Consider the following 23,892-nt stretch of genomic DNA (forward strand, 5'->3'; position numbering starts at 1 on the left):
ACTATGAAAGATAATAACAAATTTGAAGCAAAGTTAAAAAGGTTAGAAGAAATAGCGGAAAAACTTGAGCGTCAGGACATCGGTATTGAAGAATCTTTAAGCCTCTTTCAAGAAGGGATGAAATTGGGAAAGGAATGTAAAAAAATCTTAGAGGAAGTCGAGCTGAAAGTCCAAAAAGTCGTTAATGAAATTGATGATGAAATAAAAACGGAGCCCTTTGATGAGTGAGTTTAATCTGAAAAACTATCTGCTATTTTGGTCTAAGAAGGTTGATGAGTGGCTAAATAATTACATGAAGCCAAATAGTGCTTTTTCACTCGGTTTGACGGAAGCAATGAGATATTCTGTTTTTGCAGGGGGGAAAAGGCTCAGGCCTGCTCTAATCTATTCTGCTTACGGAATATTTGAAAGCTATTTTGATAAAGTTACACCTTTTGCTGCCGCAGTTGAAATGTTGCACACGTACTCACTTATACATGATGATTTACCTGCAATGGATGATGATGACTTAAGAAGAGGAAAGCCTACTAACCATAAAGTTTTCGGAGAAGCTACTGCTATTTTAGCCGGTGATGCACTTTTAACCAAAGCATTTGAAATAATGACGGACAAAAATATAAACACAGATATACCGATTGAAATGATGATAGAAGCAGCACATAAATTGGCAATTGCAACTGGTGACAGAGGAATGGTTGCAGGGCAATTTGCAGATATTAAGGCTGAAAATAGTAAGGTTGGCTTAGAAAATGTAATCTTTATTCACCAGCATAAAACTGCAGCCCTTATAGGTTACTGCACAGAGCTTGGGGCAATCCTCGGCTTCGGGGATGAAAAAGATAAAGAAATATTGAAAAATTTTGGGCAAAAAATTGGTCTTGCTTTTCAAATATACGATGACGTCCTTGATGTGACATCAACTACCGAACAACTTGGTAAAAATGCAAAAAGTGACATTGAGAATAATAAAGCAACTTACACTACATTTTATGGTGTGGATGAATCCATTAAAATAGCAAACGAACTAATAGATGAGGCAATAAATTCTGTCGAATGTTTTAAAGCTGCCTCCAGGCCGCTTGTGGAAATTGCAAAATATACCACTACAAGAAATAATTAACGAGGGGTTGGATGGGGATAATAGACAATATAAAACTGCCGGACGGGATTCAAGCTTTAGGGTATGACGAATTAAAAGAGTTAGCCAAGGATGTAAGAGAGCTAATTATAGATGTAGTTTCCAAAAATGGGGGGCATCTTGCTCCAAGCCTTGGTGTGGTGGAATTAACCATTGCACTTTTAAAAGTATTCAAACCTGACTTTGACAGAATAGTCTGGGATGTGGGGCATCAATCTTATGCCTACAAAATACTAACTGACAGAAAAGATAGGTTTCACACTTTAAGGACTTATAAAGGGATAAGTGGCTTTATCAAACCTTCAGAGAGTATTTATGATACTTTTGGCGTAGGCCACACAAGTACATCTATCTCTGCAGGTCTTGGGATTAAAACTGCTTCAGACCTGTTGGGAAAGGGGCAGCGTGTAGTTGCTGTAATAGGCGATGGTGCCATGACAGCAGGGCTTGCTTTTGAAGGGCTTAACAACCTTGGCCAGCTTGACAAAAATATGATAGTAATCCTCAATGACAATGAAATGTCGATTAGCCCAAATGTCGGAGCTTTTTCAAGACATTTATCAAAGATTTTATCAGGAGATATCTATACAAAGTTTAGAAAAGATGTTCAAAAGCTTCTTGAAAATGCACCACTTGGAGGGCAGCTTCTTCACGTTGCAAAAAAAATGGAAGAAGGGCTTATAGGATTTTTCACTCCCGGAGCCATATTTGAAGAGTTAGGACTTAGATACATAGGTCCCATTGATGGACACAACATAAAAGATATAGTTTCTGCACTTAATAATGCTAAAAAGCAAGATGGTCCTGTTTTAATACACGTATCAACCAAAAAAGGGAAAGGTTACAAGCCAGCAGAAGAAAACCCAGACATATATCACGGAGTATCATCATTTAATAAGGATGATGGAAAACCTATAAAATTTGGGGCAAAAAAAACTTTTACAAATGTATTTGGTGACAAACTGGTAGACATGGCGCTTAAAAATAATAAGATTGTTGCAATTACAGCTGCTATGGCAGATGGTACAGGGCTTAAAAAATTTGCTGAAGTATTCCCCGACAGATTTTTTGATGTGGGAATAGCAGAGCAACACGCTGTAACATTTGCGGCAGGTCTTGCAATTAACGGACTTAAGCCTTACGTTGCGATATATTCTACATTTTTACAAAGAGCTTATGATCAGATTATCCACGATGTAGCTCTGCAAAACCTTCCTGTAGTATTTTGCATAGATAGAGCGGGGCTTGTGGGAGCTGACGGGCCTACACATCACGGGAGTTTTGATATTTCATATCTGAGATGCGTCCCAAATATAACCATTATGCTACCGAAAAACCTTTTTGAGCTTGAAAAGATGTTAGAGCTTTCTGAAAATATAAACTCTCCCGTTGCCATAAGATATCCACGAGGCAGCGCTGAAGATATAGACGGCTATATTGATGCTGAAGTTGAGCTTGGCTTGCCTGAAATTGTAACAAATACAGGAGAAATTGCATTAATTACTGCTGGACATACTTTCTCTGAAGGCTTTAAAGCAAAAAAATTACTAAAAGAAAAAGGTGTTGATATTTCCCTTATAAATTTAAGGTTTTTAAAACCATTAAATAAAAAAGTATTAACTGATGCAATAAAAGATAAAAAACTAATTGTAACCCTGGAAGATAACAGTATCAAAGGCGGGGTTGGTGAAGAAATATGCTCGCTCGTTATGGAAAATAATATCTGTGCGAAAGTCATAAAATTGGGGTTACCCGATAGTTTTGTTGAACATGGAGATGTCAGTATATTAAAAAAACAGCTCAAACTTGATAGTGAATCCGTTGTAGAGCTCATTTTGGAACATGCCTAAAACCAGACTTGACAAACTTCTAACAGAAAGAGGCTTGGCAGAATCAAGGGAAAAAGCACAGAGATTAATTATGGCAGGGCTTGTGTTGGTAGATAATAATGTAATAGATAAGCCAGGCTCCCAAATTGATGAAACATGCAACATAACCTTGAAAGAGACATTAAAATATGTCAGTCGTGGCGGACTAAAATTAGAAACCGCTCTTAAGTATTTTAATTTAAATTTTAAAGGTAAAATTGTAATTGATATAGGGGCATCAACCGGCGGATTTACAGACTTGTGTCTACAAAACGGTGCTATTAAAGTTTACTCGGTGGATGTGGGGAAAAATCAATTGCATGAAAAACTCCTCAAAGATGAAAGAGTAATCAATCTTGAAAAAACAAATTTCAGATACATCACTTTTGACGCGATTAACGAAAAAGCAGATATAATAGTCTCAGACGTATCTTTTATTTCCCTTACAAACATTATCCCATCGATTATTCAATTCTGTCATGAGAAAACTGAAGCTTGCCTTTTAATAAAACCTCAATTTGAAGCGGGGGCAAAATTTGTAGGTAAAAACGGGGTGGTAAGGGATAAAGAAGTACATGTGCAAGTAATTAACAAGATTATAGATTTTGCAAAAGAATATGGCCTATACACCAAAGGTCTTGTAAAATCTTCAATAAAAGGTCCTAAAGGAAATATTGAATACCTTTTATATTTAAAGTATAATTCTAAAAGTGAGAAGGAAATTGCAGAAAACGAAATAAGGAAAGTAGTTTATGAAGAATATTGCCATTGTGGCTAAACCGCATACTCCAAACATAAAAGATATTACTGAAAAAATAATTAATTTTTTAATGAGTAAAAATAAACGTATATTACTTGAAAAAAGGGCAGCTGAAGCTTTGTGTGTAGATAATTATCACAGTGAAAATGAAATCAGGGATAGTGCAGATTTGGTAATAGTATTAGGCGGTGACGGCACTTTAATCTCTGCTATAAGGTTACTACAAGAAAAAAGTACACCTGTCTTGGGTATAAATTTGGGTAGGCTCGGTTTTTTAACCGACACAAAAATAGAAGATGCCACGTCAACCTTACAAGAGGTTTTTTCAGGAAATTACATGATTGAAAAAAGGATGAAGCTGGATGTCTTAGTAAAAAACAAATATAATACCACATTCAAAGCGCAGGTAATTAATGATTTGGTAATTAATAAAGGTGCTCTCGCCAGAATAATTGATATTGATGTAACCGTTGATAACCTTTTTATGAACACCTATAGAGCTGACGGTATAATTATTTCCACACCTACAGGCTCAACGGCTTATACCCTTGCAGCGGGAGGTCCAATCGTATACCCTACTCTAAATTCAATTATAGTAACACCTATTTGCCCGCATGCTCTCAGCCACAGACCTATAGTCCTTCATGATACAAGTAAGCTGAAATTAAAAGTGAAAGACCTTTATGATAAAGTATTTATAACATGTGATGGTCAGGAAGGGAAAAAGATGGAGTCAGGCGAAGAAGTTTATGTGGAAAAATCAAATTCATTTGCAAACCTTATTGTAACAAAACACCATAATTATTTTACACTTCTAAAAGAAAAGCTTGGTTGGGGAAGGCCTAATGCTTAAAGCACTATCTGTTAGAAATTTAGGAGTAATTGAAGACGTATTTATTGAATTTGAAAAAGGTTTAAATATTATCACAGGGGAAACAGGAGCGGGAAAATCTGTGCTTATTGGTGCAATAAAATTGCTTTTAGGGGACAGATTTAACAAAACTCTCATAAGAGATGAAAGCTTACCTGTAAAAATCGAAGCTGTATTCGAAAATAAGTTTGATTTTCTTGATGATGAAATTAAAGCTGAGTTTGACATAGAAAGTGAAATTATTGTCAAAAGGATTATTGATCCTTCAGGAAAGAATAAGATTAGTATTAATGGAAATATTGCTACCTTGAATCAACTCAAAGATATCATCTCTGAGCTTGTAGATATTCATGGACAGCATGAAAACCAAAAATTACTAAATCCAAAAAATCACTTAAAATATATAGATAAATATATTAAGTCGGATAATCTTAAGATATACAAAGATAAGTTCTCTGAATATATTCATTTGAAAAGAAAGTATGAAACATTAAAATCTGAAATATCAGATTTGTTAAAAAATAAAGACTTCTTGGAATTTCAAATCAAAGAGATAGAAGAGTTAAATATAAGGCTACCTGATGACTTGGAGCTTGAAGACAAATTAAATTATATGACAAATATTGAGAAGATAAATGAAAACTTATCAGCTGCGTTAAATAATCTGAAAGATGGAGAAATCAATGCCTATTCACTTATTTCAGATGCACTAAAGAATATTTCTTATACCTGCCGTTATCTCGAAAAGTTAAAAGATACAGAAAACAGACTTAACTCAGTACTTTATAATTTAGATGAAATTGCTTCAGAATTGTATGAATATATACAAGTTGATGAATTTGACCCTAATATTTTAAATGAGCTAAATGCAAGAAAATATAGATTAGACAACCTAAAGAAAAAATACAATCTTGAACTTGACCAAATACTTGATTATAAAACCAAACTTAAACGTCAGCTTGATAACATAGAAGTAAATGAAGATGAAGTTCAAAAAATTGAAAAAAAACTAACCGAATTAAAAAATACTCTTTTAAATCAAGGTGAAGTTATTAATAAAGAAAGAAAAAGTGCAGCTAAGGTCATATGTGAAAAAATTGAAAAGATTTTAAACGAACTCGAACTGAAAAACACAGTATTTGACTTCAATCTTAAAATTCTTGATAAAGTTGATGATAATGCTTTTGCTGAAGGTGAGTTCTTAATCTCAACAAATGCCGGCTTTGAACCAGCTGGGTTGTCTAAAATTGCCTCTGGTGGAGAAATATCAAGAGTAATGCTGGCGATAAAAGATGTATTTGCCGAATCTGACAATGTATCAACTCTAATTTTTGACGAAATAGATACCGGAATTAGCGGTAAAACGGCAAAAAAAGTTGCGGAAAAATTAAAAAATATCTCTAATTACAAACAATTAATTGTTATAACTCACCTGCCAGTAGTAGCCGCGATGGCTGATAGGCATTTCCATATTTCAAAGATACATGATGATAATACTACCAAGACAGTAGTTAGTACTTTGGATGGACACGCTCAAAAAGAGATTTTGGCAGCAATGATTTCCGGTAGTGTTACGGAAATGTCTATAAAACAAGCTGAAGAGTTGATAAATGGATAAAATAGTTGCCTTTATTGTAGCTTCCATAGGTGGAATGGGATATATTGGAATTGTGCTTTTGATGGCACTTGAAAGCTCTTTTTTCCCTTTTCCAAGTGAAGTAGTAGTCCCTCCGGCCGGCTATCTCGCCTCTCAAGGGGAAATGAATATTTTTTTAGTAATCTTAAGCGGAATTTTAGGCAGTATATTAGGTGCCTTTGTAAATTACTACATTGCTTACAAGTATGGAAGAAATCTACTTATAACCTATGGGAAATATTTTTTTATCAACGAAGAAAAATTTAAAAAAATTGAAAGTTTTTTTATAACTCATGGAGAAATATCGACTTTTGTAGGCAGGCTTATTCCCGGAGTAAGGCAATATATCTCATTTCCTGCCGGTCTTGCGAAAATGAACCTAACCAAATTTATATTTTACACGGCTCTTGGAGCAGGTATATGGGTCGTAATTCTCGCTTACGTTGGTTATTTCATCGGGAACAATATTGAACTTATTAGAGAAAAGCTTCACATTATAACAATAATAATTATCCCTTTTATAATTATAATAATTATGCTATATATCTATATAAACAAAAAAAAGAAAAAGGCTTGATATGAAAAAAATATATTTCATTCTAACTTTAACTCTCATAGCATTTAATCTGTTTGCAACTACATACACTGTTAAAAATGGTGATACATTAGTAAATATTTTAAGTAATAATTTTGATTATTCAGAAATAATTACGATTGACAAAAGGCTTAAAGAATTGTCTTCTGAATTTACACTTCAGTCAGGTCAGACATTTATGTTTGATAAAGATATCGTAAGACTAAAATATGCAATAGATAAAGAATTTGTCATCTATAAGAATAATAATAAGTTGGAAATAAAACTTGAACAATTCCCAATATTTAAGCTAAAAACAGTAGTAGAAAACAGTATTGACAGCTCCCTCTTTGAAGCTGTCAGGGCAACTGGTGAAGATGATATACTCGCCATCATGCTTGCTAATATTTACGAATGGGAAATAGATTTTTTCAAGGATATAAGACAAGGGGATAAATTCAAGATATTGGTAGAAAAAAATTTTTGCAGAGGAAAATTCATAGGCTATGGAAAAATTCTTGCAGCCGATTTTGTAAATCAAGGAAGACTAATAAGGGCTCTTTATTACGAAGATGAAAAAACAGCAGGATATTTCTCACCAGATGGAAAGTCATTAAGAAAAGGTTTTTTAAAGGCACCTATAAAGTTTGGCAGAATATCATCAGGTTTTACATCAAGAAGGTTGCACCCTGTTTTAAATGAAGTTAGAGCTCACTATGGAGTTGACTATGCAGCACCTTACGGCACCCCCGTTCATGCAACTGCCGATGGAAAAATTATTGCAAGAGAATATAAAAAAGGGAACGGATACTATGTCAAGCTAAAGCATAACAATGGCTACGAAACAATGTATATGCATTTTTCCAAATTTAAACAAGGGCAACATATTGGCAGCTATGTAAAACAAGGGGAAGTGATAGGCTATATCGGCACATCAGGGTATGCTACCGGACCTCACGTAGATTATAGAATTATAAAAAATGGCACATATTTGAACCCGCTTGCATTTAAATCGCCATCAAAATCGCTGCCAAAGGAAAAAATAGAAGCCTTTACAAAAGCCACTGCATCATATGCAAGTATGCTCGATAGGACATATTACAGACTGGCTAAGTTTAAAATGCTGAAATAGTAAAATTTGATTTATCACATCAGCTTAAGAATATTTTCTTCTACACCGACTATAATCAATTCATCATTTTCATTTATTACGTAATCCGGATTAACGGTAAGTTTTAACTTGTCGTTAGCTCTTTTAATCGCAAGGATATTAAGATCATACTTTCTTCTCAAATCAAGCTCTTTTAATGACTTACCAATTAAATTTTTATTAGCCTTAATATTTACGATTTTTAGCTCACCTTCCAAATCAAGCATTTCAAAGAAATTTTCAAAATTGATCTTAGTAGCTACTTTTTTAGCTATCTCTCTCTCAGGTAAGATTACTTGGTCTGCACCCATTTTGTAAAGTATTTCTTCTTGTATTTTTGTATTTGCTTTACAAATAACATATTTTGCTTCAAGTCTCTTCAGAAAAGCAAGGGTCAGAATCTGACTTTCAAAGCTGTTACTCATGGAAAGGACAACTACATCAAATTTATTTATTGCCAGCTCTTTTAAAGTGTCTTCATCAGCTACATTAGCACAAACGGCTTCCGTAACATCATCCTTAATCTGCTCAACAATCATTTTATTTTTATCTACAGCTAATACTGAGTGTCCGTATTTATAACATTCTCTGGCAACCGAATACCCAAAATAGCCCAAACCAAATACAGCAACATCTTTTTTCATTTTTCACCCCAAAATAATCTTTTCTTCAGGATATTTTAAATGTGTTTTTTTATCTTTATTTAAAAGTAACATAAATAAAATGGAAGGTCCGACCCTTCCTGCAAACATTAAGAATATCAACAAAGACTTGCCAATACCGTCAAGCTTTGATGTAATTCCCAAAGATAATCCTACCGTACCCACAGCAGAAGCAACCTCAAAAAATGTATTGATAAATCCAAAATCATCATAAAGTAACAATATAGTCGTACCTACAGAAATAAACAATATATAAAGAAAAAATATCGCATGTGCCCTTAAAATATTCTGATAAGGTATCTCCCTTTTAAATACAACAAGCCTATCACTACCTTTTAAGGTATTTAAAACAGATAATACTATTACAAAGAAAGTCGTAGTCTTGATACCGCCACCGGTTGAGCCGGGTGAAGCACCAACCACCATTAATATGAAAATAACAAAAATACTTACATTATGGAGTCCCGCAATATCAACAGAGTTAAACCCCGCAGTTCTTGCTGTTATGGACTGAAAAAAAGCATCAACGATTGTAACTTTTCCGGCCTCAACTGCATACAGTATTAACATCCCAGAAATTATCAAAAAGAATGTAGTTATAATTACTATTTTTGTATGACTTTTTAATCTATTTTTTAATCTAAAAAATCTCATAACATCAAAAACCACATAAAACCCTATCCCACCAAGAATAATCAATATCGCTATTACAACTTTAATGTAAGCAGACTGATTGACCAGACTTTCATCAAAAATAGAAAAACCGGCATTACAAAACGCTGATATTGAGTAAAATATTGAATAATAGAACGAATCGGATAAATTTATATTCTCCATATAAAATCCAAAAAACAATAAAATACTGCCAATAACCTCTATCGTAATCATATAACCAATGATAAAAACAATAATATTGTCCGTTTCTGCAATGGAAAGAGTGCCGCTAATCTTTGCAACCGATATTCTCCCCTTTAAATCAAGCTCACCCCGTAAAAACAACACAATAAATGTAGTCAAAGTCATTATCCCTATCCCGCCAAGCTCTATAAGAAGTAGAATTATAATCTGCCCCCAAAAGCTGAAACTTGAAACGGGAAAAGTAGTAAGGCCTGTAACGCAAACAGCTGAAGTAGCTGTAAACAATGCATCTATATATGTAAAATTACTTCTATAGTTTATTCCAGGAATACTTAGTAAGAGTGAACCAATAATTATCAATAAGCCAAATGTTATAACAAATAAATTTAGAGGATTTCTGAAAAATTTCTTCATAAATTAAAAGGCCGGTAACGTTACCGGCCAATAATATTTTTTTGTCAATTAGAAAGAAACTACCTCTTTAACTTCAGGGATAGCATCTTTAAGTCTCATTTCTATACCGTGTTTTAAAGTCATTGTACTAAATGGGCAGCTTCCGCAAGCTCCTGTTAGCTGAACTTTAACAACACCATCATCTGTTACACCAATAAGCTCTACGTCCCCACCATCAGCTTGAAGTGTAGGTCTTACTTGTTTTAAAACTTCTTCTACTCTTTCTTTCAAAGTCATCTATTCCTCCTAATGTTTAACTTTATCCTTTATTTTAGCTTTCATTTCATCTACAATTTTAGGGTCTTTACCAACTCTAACATAATAGTCTTTCAAAGCCGCCTCTATCGCCTCTTCAGCCATAACAGAACAGTGAATTTTAGCTGGTGGCAATCCATCTAACGCCTCAACTATAGCATTATTTGTCAGTTCAAGAATCTGCTCAACTGTCTTGCCTTTCAAAAGCTCAGTTGCCATAGAGCTTGATGCAATTGCAGCTCCGCAGCCAAATGTTTTGAACTTTACATCTTCAACTATTCCATCATCGCTAATCTTTAGGTAAAGTTTCATGACGTCTCCGCAAGCAGGGTTTCCAACTTCACCTACTCCGTTAGCGTCATTAATCTCACCCATATTTCTTGGATTCATAAAATGTTCCATTACTTTGTCACTGTATGGTCCTTTTGCCATCTTTTCCTCCTGTGAGTCTAATTTTCTAAACCATATTTTAAAATATGTAAATTACTTTTTATTATAATAAGGTGACATTTCACACAATCTTGTAACAATGGTAGGTGTCACCTCTATTACCTTATCTATATCTTCTTCAGTAATATATTTTGACATAGAAAAAGTCATTGAGCCTGCACAAATATCATTTGGCACACCCACTGCGGTTAATACATGGGAAGCAGCCAAATCGTCTTCATCCTCAGCCAAAATATTTGAAGAGCACGCAGAACCGCTTGCACCGTAGATATTATTCAAAGAATACCACAACAACAGAGATTCCCCTTCAATATATTCTATCCAAAAACTTACATGACCTGGCAATCTTTTTGATTTGTCCCCAGTAATATGCAAAAAGTCAAACATACCTTCAAGGGATGCCATTAACTTTTTCCCAAGAGCTTGCATTTTTGGGATATATGTATCCATCTCATCTTTAGCTATTCTCGCGGCCTCTCCCAAACCTACAATACCTGCCACATTTTCTGAGCCACTTCTATATCCGTTTTCCTGAAAGCCACCATCAAACAATGGGGTTAGTTTTACTTCTTTATTTACGTAAAGTGCACCAGTACCTCGTGGTCCGTAAAAGTTTTGTCCCGCAAGTGAAAGCAGATCACAATTAAAATCCTTTACGCTTACTTTTTGATGACCGACAGAAGCAACCGCATCTACATGATAAATAACCCCTTTCTCCTTACAAATCTGACCGATTGCAGCCGAATCTTGAATCGTCCCTATTTCAGGGTTAGCAGACATAATGGATACTAAAAGCGTATCATCCGTAATTGACTTTTTCAAATCATCAAGATTTATCTGCCCATTGTTATCAACCTTAAGCTTTGTGATTTTATAGCCCTCATTTAAAAGCTTTATACAGGTATTTTGAACTGAGAAGTGTTCTATCTCACTTATAATTATATGTTTTTTATCTTTATAATTATCATTTAATGCCAAACCCTTTATGGCCATATTGTTTGATTCTGTGCCACACGAAGTAAACACTATTTCATCAGGTGTAGCATCTATAAGATTTGCTACATGCTCCCTTGCTTCGTTTACCGCTTCAAAAGCTTCCCTACCCAACGGGTAAAAATGTGCGCTCGGATTCCCGTATTTTTCTTTTAGAAACGGAATCATCTTTTCAACTACACGCTCATCCGGCTTAGTCCCTGCCACATTATCAAGATAAATCATCTTATTCTCCTATATTAAATTTTATTTTTTCTGTAATTTGCTCAGATATCAATTTTAAGTAATCAGCCACTACTGTAGCCCTTTCATCATCCATAAGATAAATTTTGTGAGTCCTGTCATGCAATATACCTGAAAGAGCAATCTCCTCTTCCAAATAGTCGCTATAAATTTCCACATTGAAAGGCTTAAAAATATCAATAATCATATATGTGGAAAAAGGTAAAAGTCTCAAATCAAAGTTAGATATTATTGTATCACTAAACCTTGAAATATACTCTTTCAATCCATTCTGCCCAAACCCCATTCCTAAAATTGCATTAAAAGGGATAGAGCTTTTGAGTATTTTTGGCTCGGTATTACCAAAAGTAAATATATCCTTAGTCTGATTTACCAAATCATCTATCCCTGCCTTACCAAATATACAGGTAGGATAATATATATTCCCTTTTATCACATCCAAAGAATCACCAAAGTACTTTTCCAAAAGATAAACACTCGGCTCGACTATATCTTCTGTATTGTTATAGTAATTTTTTACAACCCCAGTCAGGTCTAAAACTGTTCCATTATAATTTTTGATAAAATTCACCAGTTTTTCGTTAAAATCACTTAAAACTATAAACACATCATACGCTGTAACATCCTTAATCTCTTCCTCATCTGCTATTAGCTCAAGGATAAAATTACTGTCAGATGTAAACTCTTCTAACTCTTTAAACAAAAAATTATCTTTACTAAACACACCAATATTTTTCATTTTAATACCTTTTTAGTCTTTTTTAGAAAATATACAATTAAGACAAAAAAATCAATGATTATTTTTCAAAAACAAGGGTGTCATTATCATTAACATAAAAATATAGATTTTTCAGTGGTTGCCTATAATCACCAAGCCCTTGAATAACCTGATCTTTATATTTTATTGTCACTGCCGCAGCATTTCCAATATCAAGCTTAAATGAATTATCAAAACCTATATTCTTAACCAAATCTTTTTCTGCTATAAAGTCATAGTCAGTCTTATTGTCTGCTTTTAAATGAATCCAACATATATCATTAAATAATAAGCTTACAATTTTACTGGCCTTCTTTTCTTTATCCTGCTCTTTTTTAAACACTTCCTTGGCAATTATTTCAGGGTCTATTTTAACCTCATTACTTTTTGTATTTGCTGAGACATTGTCAATACTTGCGGCACTACTATTATCCAAACTCTTATTGTCTTTACTGATATTATCTGTTACAATACGCTCCTGCATAACGTTATCCGTTTTGTTTATTACCTCTTTTGTCGAATCTTTTTTATATAATAAAAAAATTATCAGTGAGATTACAATGATCACACCAATAGCTATAAAAAACACCTTGTAAAAATTACTGCTGCTGTTAGAAGTATTGCTTTGTTCAGATTCAACAATACCCGCCTTTTTCTTTCCAAAGTCTTCCTTTGAAAACTCTTCCTTAAAAATATTCTCAATCTCTTCAACATTTAATTTCAGAAAAGATGCATAATTTCTGATAAATCCAAAAGCATGGGCATATGAAGGGAGCTTTTCTATCTCCCCACTTTCAATCAAATTTAGAAAATTTGTGCTTATTTTTGTCTTTTTAGAAATATCTTCTAAGTTAAGACCCTGTTTTTCCCTTTCTTGTTTTAAAATTTCAGAGACTTTACTCATTGTATATACCCATCTTCATCAAGTAAGACTTTGCTTCATCTGCAAATTTGGTATTATTCTTGGCATCAATTACTTCTGAAAAATATTTAGCTGCTTCCTGGTATTTTCCATTGTCATAATAAAATTTTCCAGCTTCAAGTTTAAGGTCCAAATAATCAGGATTTATCATAATAGAAGTCAAAAGAGTCCTTTCAGCATCATCAATCTTGCCTGAAAACAGATAGCTTCTGTAAAGCAATAAGGTTGGCGCCACTACCTTTGGATTTGTCTTTACGGTTACTTCCAGATATTGTGCTGCCTCTTCGTATCTTTTCAGATTAAATAGCGCAAGACCTATATTGTAATTTACAAGGGACGCTGAAGGGTAACCAGGGTCGTTTAATACAATCTTCCATTGCTTAATAGCCTCTTCAAGTTTCCCTTCTGAAGCCAATATTGAGGCATATGTATTTATATACTCAGATTCCTTCGGATTAAGCTCTAACGCCTTTTGAATATTGTGCTTTGCATCGGCAATACGATTTCTTTTTATATAAAATGTAGATAAAGCATAATAAATTCTATCATTTTTAGGGTCGATAGCCAATGCCTTTTCAAACTCACCCACAGCCAGATAATCCTTATCAGTATTTAGATATGCAAGCCCCATCTTAAAGTGAAATTCGGCAATAACCTCATCACTTACACTGGAATTAGGAGATTTTGATGCACAACCTATCAATAAAATCACAACAAATAAACTAAATATTTTTTTCATAAATTAACCTCAACCCGTTTAATGTTAAATTAGGTTCGTATATTTTTAAGTATTTTGAGTCATCTATAAAAATACTTCCTAATCCCCCGGTTGCAACTATATTGACATGCTTTCCTTTAAATTGCTCATCAATTACCCTTTCAATGATACCATCCACTACAGACAAGTAGCCAAAATATATTCCAGACTTAATAGAATTGATAGTGCTGTTACCAACAACTCTGCTGCACTTTTCTATCTCTACTTCAGGTAATTTGGCTGTTTTGCTTCTCAATATACTTGCTGAAAGTTTTATCCCTGGGTATATGATTCCACCGAGATATTCGGAACGTTCATTTACCACGTCAAAGGTAGTTGCCGTACCAAAGTCCACTACAATCACTGGGGTGCCATATTGCTCTATTGCGGCCACAGCGTTTACAACCCTATCAGCACCAACCTCTTTAGGATTTTCAAGTTTTATTTTAAGGCCCGTCTTTACACCAGGTCCAATTACAAGAGGCTCCAAATCAAAATACTTTCTCGATAATTTAGAAAAAGTATATATCAGCTGTGGAACAACACTTGAAATCACAACACTATCTATCTTTTTACTGTCTATCCCCTGTCCGTTTAAAAGTAAAAGAACAGTTGCAGCATACTCATCTGTTGTCCTTAATACATCAGTTGCCAACCTGAAATTAGAAACCAACTCTTCACCTTCAAATACACCAATCACAATATTAGTATTACCAATATCAACTGCAAAAATCATAACCGATATCTCCGCTGTATAATACCCTTTCTATACCAGATTTATCTGATACAATCAAGCCACCATAATCATTTATTCCCTTTTCAATAAATATATTTTTTTTATTATCCACTGTCACTGATATCTCTTTGTTCAAACAACATGAATAAAAAGCCCACAATTTTTTTAAGTCTATAAAATTATTTTTAAGTTGCTCTATTTTTATTTCCAACTCATTCACAAGCTCAGCAAGCAATATTTCTCGTGATAAATCTTTGCCGGAAACAATCTTTAGCGAGGTAGCTATATCTTTCAACACATCTTCAAAATGAGTGTTATTTACATTGATACCTATGCCAAATATTACTTTTTCAAGATGATTACCGCTAAATTTTGTTTCAATAAGTATTCCACCGGCCTTTTTGTTATTAACCATAATATCATTTGGCCATTTTAAGTAACAATCAGCATATTTCCTCAGCACATCGCATACGGCATAGCCGATAATGATGTTTAGCTGCAGAAGATTTTCAGGCTTTATATCCCCTAACACACATGAAAAATAAATATTTTGGTCACTGATACTACTCCACTTGCGGTTACTTCTCCCCTTCCCTTTTATTTGCATATCAGCAAACACAATACTCCCATAAGGCAGTTTATTTTCAATTGCATAGGTATTGGTGGAGTCAATACTTTGGAAATAGAGAAAATTTCTCCCAAGTTTTTGTGTATTTAAAGTTGCAAAATAAAGATTTTTATCAAACATTAACGTATTTTTTTACTGTATTCTTCAGCTCTGTCAAATCAGCTCCTTTGATAACAAGCTCTACATTTTTATACTTTTTATAATCATCTATATCATAAGGATTTGCTGTATACAATATTACAGGAACATCTACATCAACCTTTTTTATTTCTTCAAGGACTTTTTTGCCATCAACTTTTGGCATTCTTATATCAAGAATTACCAAATCTATATTCTCCTCACTAAAGCTTATAAGAGCTTCTTCGCCATCAACAGCTGTAATCGTATTAAAACCTAACTCACAAAATTCATCCCTCAGCAACAGCCTTATGTTACTGTCATCATCAACAATAAGCACAGTAATCACAATTCCTCCTAACCTAAATATGATTGTATATTTGTTTATCTATAAAAAATCTTACAATATCTTTGTCAAGCTTATTATTTTCTGCTTCTTCCTGAATTATTTTCAAAGCAACATCCACAGAAACAGCCTTTTTATAAGGTCTATCCTTTGCTGTCAAGGCGTCAAAAATATCTGCCACAGCCATAATTCTACCATAAATATGTATTTCTTCCCCTTTCAACCCAAACGGATAGCCGGTGCCATCGATTTTTTCATGGTGCATACAGGCAATTTTAGGAACATCTTTCAATTTTTGCGTCCAAGGTATTTTATTTAAATAGTCATATGTATGATAAACGTGAGATTCAATCTCTTTCCTTTCCTCTTCAGTAAGAGTCCCCCTCTTGACAGATAAACAGCTGTACTCTGCATCTTCAAGCAATTTGATTTCCTCTCCATTTATCCCTTTAAAAGCATAGTTTGCACACTCTTTTAAATCATTGCCTATATCTGAATCCAAGACGGTAGGTTCATTAGCCTTCAGTACACTCTCATAATAACTAACAAGCTTATTATATGCATCTTCAGAAGTAGATTTAGCAACACACATAGCATATAAAAACTTATATTTGATAGCCTCAAGCTTATCAGGAAAAAGTTTCTTTGGCTTATTTAACACATATTCCCTAACACCTATTTTCCCAAAATCATGGAGTAAACAAGAATATCTCAAAAGTGTCACATCGTCAGGAGTCATCTTAAAATCAGGGAAACTGACATCATCCTTATCCATCTCTTCGGCAATTTTCATTGTAATTTTTGTCACCCTGTCTGTATGTCCTCTTGTCACAGGGTCTCTTGCTTCTATTGCTTGAATGCTTGCGGTAATAAATCCGTCCCACATCCTTTCTATATCCCCATACAGTATGCTGTTTTCAAGAGCTACCGCTACAATGCCGCTTAAAGAATATAAAATACTTATATCTTCAGCACTAAAAGGGATAATAACATCGTCTACATTAGAAGAGGTTAATTTTACTTTTTCAACCTTCCTGTTAATAAGTTGCAGTACACCTATCAAATCCTTATTAATATTTAACAGGGGGATTGATAGTACAGATTTGGTGCGATATCCCGACATTTTATCAAAATCTACATTAAACTTGTATGGTTTATTTGTGTCAATATAGTAAACGTCTTCAACATGAACAACCTCCTTCATGAGGCCTGAATAGCTTGCAATACTCTTTTCATCCAGAGGTATACTAAATTCCTTGTAGCTCACATCGATAGAATCATTTTGAATATATTTAAAAACAAGTGAATCATCCTCGCTGTTATATATAAAAATGCTGCCGGCATCACAAATAACCAAATCTCTAAGCAGCATTAAAGTATTTTCCATCAATGCATCTAAATCTCTTATACTAACCAAAGACTGCACAATCTTAATTATCTTGTCGTTATTCATCCAAAGCCCTTTAGCATTTTCACATATTATAACAGGTAGATTTAAAGATTGCGATAAAAATAAAAAGTTTTAATTAAAAAACGTAAAAAAAGACTTAGATCAAATTCAAAACGTTGCACCTTGAAGTCAGAACTTTGAACCTAAAACGTAGAACATAGAACATTGAACTCTCAATAACCAAGATTTTCGCCAATGATAATAATCTCTATATCACTAAAATTGGGCTTCTTTTCAATTATTGTTGTAACTCTGCAAATTCTCTGCGGACTGTTACAGTCTGAACAAACTCCGGTCACTGCACAAGGAGTATTCACATTCAGCCTTTTTGTGTTCATAGGTGAAGCGATTTCTTTTATTCTGCTTAATCCTGCATTTACATCTTTAACAATTTTATTAACGCCTGCAAGTACCAATGTTTTTTTAGGCCCAAAAATCATTGCTGCAACTCTGTTCCCTACCCCATCAGTATTTATTAGCTTTCCATCTTTTGTGAGGGCATTTGTTGATGTAATAAAAAGGTCACAAGTAAGCTGTCTTTTTCGAATTTCCAGCTTTTCTTCGGGTGAAAGTGAGCCAATATTGTGATTTAATATCTCTTTCCCTTTTGCCTTAAGCAGCTCATCAAGTTTTAAATCGTGCAGTACAGTCATAGAACCGCCAAAACCGATTCTGTTGAAATCTTGGGCAATAGACTCGATGTATTTAAGGGCAGTTTCAGATTTTTCAAAATAAGATGCCTTAAATCCATTCTTTTCAAGATTTTCAATTGTTAAAGAAGCTGTTCGCTCGTTAAACCACTTTTTAACAATCTCCATATCGCCCCTACCTAAGATTTAATTTGAGCAGTCAACTCTGCATAGTTTTGCATAACTTTGTAGTAATAAAATTTTGGGATTCGTCTCCCTCTGCCTAAATATTTGTAAATATTTCTTGGTCCCAAATTATAAGCAGCTATAGCCACTTCCTCATTTCCGTTAAATTTGGATAAAAGATAATTGTAATAATTTATTCCAAGTCTGATATTTGTGACAGGGTCAAATATCTCTTTCTTATTCTCTACAAATAAATCATCAACTTTTTCAGATATATAATATGCCGTATCAGGCAGCAGTTGCATAAGGCCTATGGCACCCTTCCTTGAAACCGACTTATAATTAAATGAGCTTTCAGTCTTTATGATTGCAAGCATAAGATAAGGGTCAAGATTATTCTTTGCAGATTCCTCAACAATAGAATAAGCTATATCTGTAATTGTATACTTACTATATTGTGTATCAAACTGCTCAATTAACTCACTTATCCTTTGCACATCAAGATAAAAATTTAATAATTTTAAAGTACTCTCAAGCTCATTTTGAAGCTTTGAGTATTTTTTATTTAAACTTTCAGAATAAGTTACGTAACTGTTTACTTTTCTAACAAGATAAAAATTAAATGCCATTGAAAATAAAGCTATTGATACGCTTAATATAAATACTACATTAACATACATTTTAAAAGTTTTCTTCACTAAAAACACCTCAAAGCGCAATATTCAGATTTATATGAAAGGGGAAACACCCCAAATAGTTGAATTTGATTTTTGTGAAAAAATATACTACTTTTAAAAAAAAGCAAGCAATTATTTGCTAAGTGAGCATAACATGTTGAAGTTAAAAGAACTTTATTTTGGAAAGTTTCTAAAAAGGTATAAAAGATTCTTTGTAGATATTTTATTTGGTGATGAAGTTATTACCCTTCATAATCCAAACACCGGCTCTATGAAGACCATTTTAGAAAGGGATAGTTTGGTTGCTTTCAGCATATCTGATAACCAAAAAAGAAAATTAAAATATACAATGGAAGGGATCAAGGTAAAAAATCATTGGTTTTACACAAACACTATAGCTGTCAATAAAATTGTAGAAGCTGCAATATATGACAATGAAATATCAGAATTTAGCGGTTTTCATTCTGTTAAGCGGGAATTTAAGTACAAAGATAGCAGAATTGATTTTATGGTAAAACTTAAAAATGGTAAAAATGCACTTATAGAAGTAAAAAATGTTACTATGTTTGATAATGACTTTGCATATTTTCCAGATGCTACTACAACAAGAGGCCTGAAGCATTTAAATACATTGTCTGAATCAATTACAGACGGATTTATACCTTATATGCTTTATGTAATACAATCACCAAATGACAAGTTCAAGTGTGCAGATTTTATTGATAAAGATTATTGTAACAAATTGAAAGAACTAAAGGAAATAATCAATGTAATCGTGTACAAAAATATTTTTAAGCCTGAAAAAAGCTTATGCTATTTGGAAAAACTAAATCAACCCTAAAAGGGTAATAATATCATTGTCGATATCAGCCATGCCTACTTTTGAGCCATAATCTATCTTTACAAAAAGGTCTGAGCATTTGGAAAGCTCAAGAATGCTCCAGTTTGCAGCATTTTTTTTAATCTTCTCCATAATAAATTGTCTTTCATTAATCAAAGCCGGATTAATCTTATACACTGCAATCTGCATCAGCCTTTTTGAAAGCATGTAAAAAAGCGGGGCAAGATTCTCATTATTTTTTGTCATACCCTCAAGAATTTTCATACACTTATGTTTATTTTTATCAAAAAAACTATCTATAAAGTCAAATACATTTTCACTTTTTGCATAACTTATCTTCTCTAAAATTTCATTTTCACCTTCCGGTTTTTTATATGCATAATAAATTTTTAATTTTTCAACTTCATTTTTTACAATCCCGAAGTCTTTGCCACACATTTCATAAATTTCTTCTGCAGCCAATTTGCTGAGCTTAATACCGATTTCCGAAAACATATCAGATATTAAATTCAAGTCTGAATACTTATTCTTTTTCGGCTCATTGATAATTTTAATGTTTTCACATTTTTTAAAATCAGCAGCCGCTTTCTCTTCGCCAGACAAAAAAATTATAACAGACTCAGATTTAGAAACCGTACTTAATATGTCTTCAACTTTTTTTAGTTTTTCTGTTTTTTTTACTAAAGCAACTTTTAAATCACTAAAAAGGGGGAGTGATGATATAAAAAAAACAAAATCCTCATAATCAAATTCATCGCCGTAATAGACTTTTTTATCTATTTCAAGGTCAGCAAACCTCTCAAATACCTTTTCGACCTGCTCATCATGAAAACTGTCACTTCCAATAATTAATATTTTATCTTTTTTCAAATTCATATTTAAAGTCTAACAATAGATTTTTTACACCTTTTCTAAATGCATCATCCCTATTTTGAATATTGCCAGAAATATTCTCCGTCAGATTAAAACTCTCACTTTTAGATTTAACTTTTTCATATACTACCCTAGAATTTTGGTCAGATACATAAATTTTTATCTTTATATTTATATCCGAAGCTACGGCCTGATTTGATACGGAAGTAATACTCGACTCAGTTTTGGCGCTAATGAGGTCAAACTTAATAATATAATCAGCCTTATTTTGCTCAGCCAGCATACCATACTTGCTGAAAAAATCGTTTACTTCGTCACTTAATAAAGACAGATAATCGGACTCAAAATAGCTATTTTTAATCTCAGATACATAAAATTTATACTTTGCCTCTCCTGATGCAAAATCAACGCCTGCAAATCTGTATCCGCAGGCGCTGACAAAAATAGCCAATAGTATTAATAACTTTTTCATATCTATTTAATCACAAGGCTTATAAGTTTTTGAGGTACATATATCTCTTTGACTATAGTCTTCCCTTCGAGATAACCCATGATTTTTTCATTGCCTTTAGCAGCACTAATTGCTGTATCTTTATCCACGTCCCGAGGAAGCGTTATTTCAGCCCTTACCTTACCATTTACCTGTATTGCAAGAGTAACTTCATCCTTAACAGTATACTTTTCTTCATATGCAGGCCAGCTTTCTTGCGAAACAAATCCTGACTTGCCTACAAGCTGCCATAACTCCTCACACATATGAGGTGTAAATGGAGTCAAAAGTTTCACCATACTTAACAAACATTCTCTAAACAACATCTTTTCATAATTGGTTGACAGTTTTGGCTCAATTAAATAAAGATTGTTTGTCAACTCCATAATAGCAGCAACAGCAGTATTAAGCTGAAACTTTTCAATGTCACTTGTTACTTTTTTTATTGTTACATTCATATGATATAAAATCTCTTTTGCTAATTTGCTTCCATCATCTGCCGCATTAATATCTTGCCTAATCAATTCTAAATTATTTGAAAACAGCCTAAACACTCTGTTTAAAAATCTAAAGCAGCCTTCAACCCCCTGCTCACTCCACTCAAGGTCTTTTTCAGGTGGTGCTGCAAATAAACTGAAAAGTCTTGCTGTATCTGCCCCATATTTCTTGATTAATGCATCCGGGTCAACAACATTTTTCTTAGACTTACTCATCTTTTCAACTCTGCCTATAGCAACTTCCCCACCGCAAAGCTTACATTTTCCGTCTTCGACCTCTTCAGGGAATAGCCATCCGTCTTTTTTGCAAGAATAAGTTTCTTTGCAGACCATACCTTGAGTAAGGAGTCTTTCAAAAGGCTCATCGATATTAACAAAACCCAAATCTCTTAGCACCTTCGTATAAAACCTCGCATATAAAAGGTGCATAACGGCATGCTCTACGCCACCTATATATTGGTCAACATTCATCCAATACTCAGCCTCAGTCTTGTCAAATATATCGGTATCGCATTTTGGAGAGCAATATCTTAAAAAGTACCATGAAGACTCCACAAATGTATCCATAGTATCAGTTTCCCTTTCCGCATCAATTCCACATAGTGGACACTTAACATGTTTGAACTCGGAAGATGTTTCAAGAGGATTGCCACTCCCTGTAAATTCAACATCCAAAGGGAGTCTTACAGGTAAGTCAGATTCAGGCACAGGGACAATACCACATTTTTTACAGTGAATTACGGGGATAGGTGCTCCCCAATAACGCTGTCTTGATATCCCCCAATCCCTAAGTCTGTAATTAACTGTTTTCTTACCTATATTTTCCTCTTCAAGAAATTCCGTAATTTTACTTTTTGCTTCTTCGTTTGTAATCCCGTCAAATTTACCGGAATTAATCATCACTCCAGGGCCGGTGTAAGCCTCTTGCATATCGGCAGGATTTAAACTTTCCCCTTCAGGATTTATCACCACCACAATATCAAGGTTATATTTTCTTGCAAATTCAAAGTCCCTCTGATCGTGTGCCGGCACTGCCATAACAGCACCAGTCCCGTAATCCATCAATATATAATTTGCGATATACACAGGAATCTCTTTTTTAGTCAAAGGATTGTATACATATCTTCCGGTAAAAAATCCTTTTTTCTCCTTATTGTCAGCTGCCCTGCTGATTTTGTCATCTTTAAGAATACTGTTTATAAATTTCAGCCCTTCCTCTTCATATTCAGTCCCTTTTATAAGTTCTTTAGCCATCTCATGTTCAGGAGCTAAAAGCATAAAAGTAGCACCATATAAAGTATCCGGTCTTGTAGTAAAAACGGTAATTTTCTGTTCAAAATCTTTTACCTCAAAATCTATTTCTGCACCGTATGATTTGCCTATCCAGTTTCTCTGCATTGTCAAAACTTTTTCAGGCCAATCAGTAAGTTTGTAAGTATATTCCAATAACTCTTCAGCGTAATCGGTAATTTTGAAAAACCAGCCGTTTATCTCCTTCATTGTTACATTACTTGAACATCTCCAGCATCTTCCATCCTCTACCTGCTCGTTTGCTAAAACAGTATTGCAATCCTCGCACCAGTTGACGGTGGATTTTTTTCTATAAATAAGCCCTTTTTCAAACATTTTTAAAAATACAAGCTGCTCCCATTTGTAGTATTCAGGATCACATGTAGCAAGCTCTCTGTCCCAGTCATACGAAAGCCCCAACTGCTTTAGTTGTGCCCTCATATAATCTATGTTTGAATATGTCCATTTGGCAGGATGAATTTTATTTTTAATCGCAGCATTTTCTGCCGGTAGGCCAAATGCATCCCAACCCATCGGATGAAGTACATTAAATCCATTCATCTTCTTGAACCTTGCGACCACATCACCGATTGCATAGTTTCTTACATGCCCCATATGAATCTTCCCTGACGGGTAAGGAAACATCTCAAGACAATAGTATTTTGGTTTGCTTTTATCGTAAGATACTTTAAATACCTTATTTTCCTCCCACTTTTTCTGCCATTTATTCTCAATTTTTGATGCATCGTAATACATAAAAATCCTCCAAATTATATATTGTCAAA

At 33.8% G+C, this 23,892-nt stretch carries 26 protein-coding genes; 9 read left to right on the forward strand and 17 right to left on the reverse strand.

The annotated features are described in order from the left end of the window. Nucleotides 1-3: 3 nt before the first annotated feature. Genes xseB through LF845_RS05690 form a run of 8 tightly spaced genes read left to right on the forward strand, consistent with a single transcriptional unit; the run spans nt 4 to nt 7,979 of the window. Nucleotides 4-228, forward strand: a complete 225-nt coding sequence (xseB, locus tag LF845_RS05655) for an exodeoxyribonuclease VII small subunit (protein ID WP_242820032.1) — start codon at nt 4-6, stop codon at nt 226-228. Next, nucleotides 221-1,120 carry a polyprenyl synthetase family protein gene (locus LF845_RS05660; protein WP_242820033.1) on the forward strand — a complete coding sequence of 300 codons (900 nt, stop codon included), beginning with the start codon at nt 221-223 and terminating at the stop codon, nt 1,118-1,120. Before xseB ends, LF845_RS05660 begins: the two co-directional genes overlap by 8 nt. A gap of 11 nt (nt 1,121-1,131) precedes the next feature. Continuing rightward, entirely contained in the window at nt 1,132-2,988 is a 1,857-nt protein-coding gene (gene dxs, locus LF845_RS05665) for a 1-deoxy-D-xylulose-5-phosphate synthase (protein ID WP_242820034.1), read from the forward strand. Next, on the forward strand, nt 2,981-3,784 hold the full coding sequence (locus LF845_RS05670; RefSeq protein WP_242820035.1) for a TlyA family RNA methyltransferase: 804 nt from the start codon (nt 2,981-2,983) through the stop codon (nt 3,782-3,784). Before dxs ends, LF845_RS05670 begins: the two co-directional genes overlap by 8 nt. Beyond that, on the forward strand, nt 3,759-4,619 hold the full coding sequence (locus tag LF845_RS05675; RefSeq protein WP_242820036.1) for an NAD(+)/NADH kinase: 861 nt from the start codon (nt 3,759-3,761) through the stop codon (nt 4,617-4,619). Before LF845_RS05670 ends, LF845_RS05675 begins: the two co-directional genes overlap by 26 nt. Next, entirely contained in the window at nt 4,612-6,255 is a 1,644-nt protein-coding gene (gene recN, locus LF845_RS05680; protein WP_242820037.1) for a DNA repair protein RecN, read from the forward strand. The genes LF845_RS05675 and recN overlap by 8 nt, the downstream gene beginning before the upstream one ends. Continuing rightward, complete coding sequence (locus LF845_RS05685) at nt 6,248-6,850, forward strand: DedA family protein (protein WP_242820038.1); 603 nt, start codon at nt 6,248-6,250, stop codon at nt 6,848-6,850. The genes recN and LF845_RS05685 overlap by 8 nt, the downstream gene beginning before the upstream one ends. 1 nt (nt 6,851) lies before the next feature. Further along, the gene (locus tag LF845_RS05690) at nt 6,852-7,979 is read left to right on the forward strand and encodes a M23 family metallopeptidase (RefSeq protein WP_242820039.1); all 1,128 of its coding nucleotides are present in this window, start codon (nt 6,852-6,854) and stop codon (nt 7,977-7,979) included. Between the two features lie 14 nt (nt 7,980-7,993). Here LF845_RS05690 and LF845_RS05695 read toward each other — a convergent pair whose 3' ends face one another. The 14 genes from LF845_RS05695 to LF845_RS05760 all read right to left on the reverse strand — a co-directional run bounded on the left by LF845_RS05695 (nt 7,994) and on the right by LF845_RS05760 (nt 19,137). Continuing rightward, nucleotides 7,994-8,641, reverse strand: a complete 648-nt coding sequence (locus LF845_RS05695; RefSeq protein WP_242820040.1) for a potassium channel family protein — start codon at nt 8,639-8,641, stop codon at nt 7,994-7,996. 3 nt (nt 8,642-8,644) lie between these two features. After that, nucleotides 8,645-9,931: a TrkH family potassium uptake protein gene (locus tag LF845_RS05700; RefSeq protein ID WP_242820041.1), complete on the reverse strand. Its 1,287-nt coding sequence runs from the start codon at nt 9,929-9,931 to the stop codon at nt 8,645-8,647. Between the two features lie 48 nt (nt 9,932-9,979). Further along, entirely contained in the window at nt 9,980-10,201 is a 222-nt protein-coding gene (locus tag LF845_RS05705) for a NifU family protein (RefSeq protein ID WP_341352897.1), read from the reverse strand. 15 nt (nt 10,202-10,216) lie between these two features. Then, nucleotides 10,217-10,657, reverse strand: a complete 441-nt coding sequence (gene nifU / locus LF845_RS05710; RefSeq protein WP_242820043.1) for a Fe-S cluster assembly scaffold protein NifU — start codon at nt 10,655-10,657, stop codon at nt 10,217-10,219. Between the two features lie 51 nt (nt 10,658-10,708). Continuing rightward, complete coding sequence (locus LF845_RS05715; RefSeq protein WP_242820044.1) at nt 10,709-11,893, reverse strand: cysteine desulfurase family protein; 1,185 nt, start codon at nt 11,891-11,893, stop codon at nt 10,709-10,711. A 1-nt stretch (nt 11,894) separates the two neighbouring features. Then, entirely contained in the window at nt 11,895-12,650 is a 756-nt protein-coding gene (locus LF845_RS05720; RefSeq protein WP_242820045.1) for a hypothetical protein, read from the reverse strand. A gap of 58 nt (nt 12,651-12,708) precedes the next feature. Continuing rightward, complete coding sequence (locus LF845_RS05725) at nt 12,709-13,572, reverse strand: helix-turn-helix domain-containing protein (protein WP_242820046.1); 864 nt, start codon at nt 13,570-13,572, stop codon at nt 12,709-12,711. Next, nucleotides 13,565-14,329 carry a tetratricopeptide repeat protein gene (locus LF845_RS05730; RefSeq protein WP_242820047.1) on the reverse strand — a complete coding sequence of 255 codons (765 nt, stop codon included), beginning with the start codon at nt 14,327-14,329 and terminating at the stop codon, nt 13,565-13,567. The genes LF845_RS05725 and LF845_RS05730 overlap by 8 nt, the downstream gene beginning before the upstream one ends. Next, a complete protein-coding gene (locus LF845_RS05735; protein WP_242820048.1) occupies nt 14,313-15,083 on the reverse strand; it encodes a type III pantothenate kinase in 771 nt (256 codons plus the stop codon). Before LF845_RS05735 ends, LF845_RS05730 begins: the two co-directional genes overlap by 17 nt. After that, on the reverse strand, nt 15,067-15,831 hold the full coding sequence (locus LF845_RS05740) for a biotin--[acetyl-CoA-carboxylase] ligase (RefSeq protein ID WP_242820049.1): 765 nt from the start codon (nt 15,829-15,831) through the stop codon (nt 15,067-15,069). Before LF845_RS05740 ends, LF845_RS05735 begins: the two co-directional genes overlap by 17 nt. After that, nucleotides 15,824-16,177, reverse strand: a complete 354-nt coding sequence (locus LF845_RS05745) for a response regulator (RefSeq protein WP_242820050.1) — start codon at nt 16,175-16,177, stop codon at nt 15,824-15,826. Before LF845_RS05745 ends, LF845_RS05740 begins: the two co-directional genes overlap by 8 nt. Before the next feature lie 13 nt (nt 16,178-16,190). Continuing rightward, nucleotides 16,191-17,627, reverse strand: a complete 1,437-nt coding sequence (locus tag LF845_RS05750; RefSeq protein ID WP_278252176.1) for an HD family phosphohydrolase — start codon at nt 17,625-17,627, stop codon at nt 16,191-16,193. Between the two features lie 170 nt (nt 17,628-17,797). Continuing rightward, complete coding sequence (locus tag LF845_RS05755) at nt 17,798-18,442, reverse strand: lactate utilization protein (protein ID WP_242820051.1); 645 nt, start codon at nt 18,440-18,442, stop codon at nt 17,798-17,800. Between the two features lie 11 nt (nt 18,443-18,453). Further along, on the reverse strand, nt 18,454-19,137 hold the full coding sequence (locus LF845_RS05760) for a lytic transglycosylase domain-containing protein (RefSeq protein WP_242820052.1): 684 nt from the start codon (nt 19,135-19,137) through the stop codon (nt 18,454-18,456). Nucleotides 19,138-19,270: 133 nt separating this feature from the next. On the opposite strand from LF845_RS05760, the gene sfsA reads away from it, so the two are divergent. Then, complete coding sequence (gene sfsA / locus LF845_RS05765; RefSeq protein WP_242820053.1) at nt 19,271-19,957, forward strand: DNA/RNA nuclease SfsA; 687 nt, start codon at nt 19,271-19,273, stop codon at nt 19,955-19,957. Here the strand turns inward: sfsA and holA are convergent. From holA to leuS, 3 genes are read right to left on the reverse strand one after another with little or no spacing between them, the layout of a single operon-like run. Continuing rightward, nucleotides 19,943-20,833 (reverse strand): DNA polymerase III subunit delta, encoded by an 891-nt coding sequence (gene holA / locus LF845_RS05770; RefSeq protein WP_242820054.1) that lies wholly within the window; start codon nt 20,831-20,833, stop codon nt 19,943-19,945. The genes sfsA and holA overlap by 15 nt on opposite strands. Beyond that, on the reverse strand, nt 20,814-21,302 hold the full coding sequence (locus tag LF845_RS05775) for a hypothetical protein (RefSeq protein ID WP_242820055.1): 489 nt from the start codon (nt 21,300-21,302) through the stop codon (nt 20,814-20,816). Before LF845_RS05775 ends, holA begins: the two co-directional genes overlap by 20 nt. A gap of 2 nt (nt 21,303-21,304) precedes the next feature. Continuing rightward, entirely contained in the window at nt 21,305-23,863 is a 2,559-nt protein-coding gene (leuS, locus tag LF845_RS05780; RefSeq protein WP_242820056.1) for a leucine--tRNA ligase, read from the reverse strand. Between the last annotated feature and the right edge of the window lie 29 nt (nt 23,864-23,892).

Source organism: Deferrivibrio essentukiensis, assembly GCF_020480685.1.
GTDB classification, from domain to species: Bacteria; Chrysiogenota; Deferribacteres; order Deferribacterales; family Deferrivibrionaceae; genus Deferrivibrio; species Deferrivibrio essentukiensis.